Consider the following 1,615-nt stretch of genomic DNA (forward strand, 5'->3'; position numbering starts at 1 on the left):
GGTATATCTCCTTCATAACGACCCGCGACACCAGAGAGGTACCCCATCCACAAAGGCATAGTCATGCTTTTTTCTAAGCTGCCAGTGCGGCAGTGAACGAGCCAACGTCATTCAATGCATCTTGCAGATCACGATGTAATACCACCGACAAGCAATGGATAGTCACCTTGTGATGCTTGCTAGACTGGCTGATTGCTGCCCTTGGGCTTATTCCACGGGACATCTTAGCGCGTTAACGCTGAGCGCTTAAACGAGGCTTGCCTAAATAAACAGCACTCAGTAGGGTAAGATTGATAGCAACACGGCGCAAAAACAAAATTGATCGCAGCAAGGCCTTATACTCCGCCACAAAAGTTTGTAAGCTAAGTACTTATATTTCTGATACATCATCAGGGTTGAGGATACTATCACTATGGGTTCAGTCACCACTAAAAAGCACGCAAACGGACTTGATTACGTCGAAATCAATACGGCATTGTGCCAAGCCAGAATATTTTTACAGGGCGCGCAAATCGATCACTTTCAACCCACAGGTAAACCGCCGCTATTATGGGTCTCTGAGGCTGACGATTACCAACCAGGGAATGGGATCCGCGGTGGCGTGCCCGTATGCTGGCCTTGGTTTGGCATGAGCACCGAAGCAGGCTTTCCACAACATGGATTTGCCCGCACGCGGATCTGGAACTTAAGTTCGGTAGCAATGCGTAATCAATGGGTCGATTTACGTTTTGACTTAAAGATCAGTGAGGAAGATAAGCACTATTGGCCCCATAATACCGAAGTCAGCGTGCTATTCAGCCTCGGCGATACCTTAAGCATCAGCTTGGTGAACACGAACCTTGGCAAGCAGACCATATCGCTCACCCAAGCACTGCACAGTTATTTCCCTATTGAGGATATCCATCAAGTAACGGCAAGTGGTTTTAGTGGCGCGAAATACATCGAATTTGCCAAAGGTCCCTATTCGCAAACCACAGATGAAGTGCAATTTGATCGAGAAACCGATCGCGTTTACACCGAACTTGGGCCCGTCCAGTTACTGCATACCCCACAGGGTATTATCGAAGTCAGCCGCGAAAATAGCCGCTCGGCGGTGCTATGGAACCCATGGATTGAAAAATCCAAACGTCTTGCAAGGTTCAATGATAACGACTATCTCACAATGCTGTGTTTAGAAGCCGCCAATGTGTTAGAGGATAAGCTAGAACTGGCACCGGGCGAAACCCACAGCTTAGTCACCCATATCCGCTGGAAAGACTAAGCGGCAACCAGCCGACTTTAGTCATCGCCAAAGTAGCCCGTCACCCTTGGCGGGCAACCTTCCACGCCCCTTTTATCTAAGATGTCCTGTTATGGCAGAGTGATTCTTCGCTTTGGGTCACATCACGGCGCACGCGCGCAACACCATAACAGCAGACGGCATAGCCAAGGTCGGTGCAATAAGCCAAAGGCTAAAGGGTGGCGCCATTAGCCTCACGCAAACTGCCACACGCTTGGGTGGGATTAGCTTATTTCGCCGATTGTTCTAATCGAGCTAATAGACTTGAAGTATCCCAGCGGCTGCCTCCCATGGCCTGCACTTCAGAGTAAAATTGGTCGACTAATGCAGTAAGTA

Annotated in this window: 1 protein-coding gene and 1 pseudogene; one reads left to right on the forward strand and one right to left on the reverse strand. The window is 49.0% G+C overall.

All coding sequences use genetic code 11. The features are described from left to right. Positions 1 to 412: 412 nt before the first annotated feature. Positions 413 to 1,261, forward strand: a complete 849-nt coding sequence (locus ACRCZA_RS03865; RefSeq protein WP_438673162.1) for a D-hexose-6-phosphate mutarotase — start codon at positions 413 to 415, stop codon at positions 1,259 to 1,261. A gap of 247 nt (positions 1,262 to 1,508) precedes the next feature. On the opposite strand, the pseudogene ACRCZA_RS03870 reads toward ACRCZA_RS03865, so the two are convergent. Next, positions 1,509 to 1,615, reverse strand: a pseudogene (locus tag ACRCZA_RS03870) (oxidoreductase); the annotation flags it as partial.

It is taken from the genome of Shewanella sp., from assembly GCF_051658185.1.
Taxonomy (GTDB): domain Bacteria; phylum Pseudomonadota; class Gammaproteobacteria; order Enterobacterales; family Shewanellaceae; genus Shewanella.

Bases quoted from the DNA above. Each gene is read 5' to 3' on its own strand.
- ACRCZA_RS03865 (WP_438673162.1), top strand. From the start codon at position 413: ATGGGTTCAGTCACCACTAAAAAGCACGCAAACGGACTTGATTACGTC.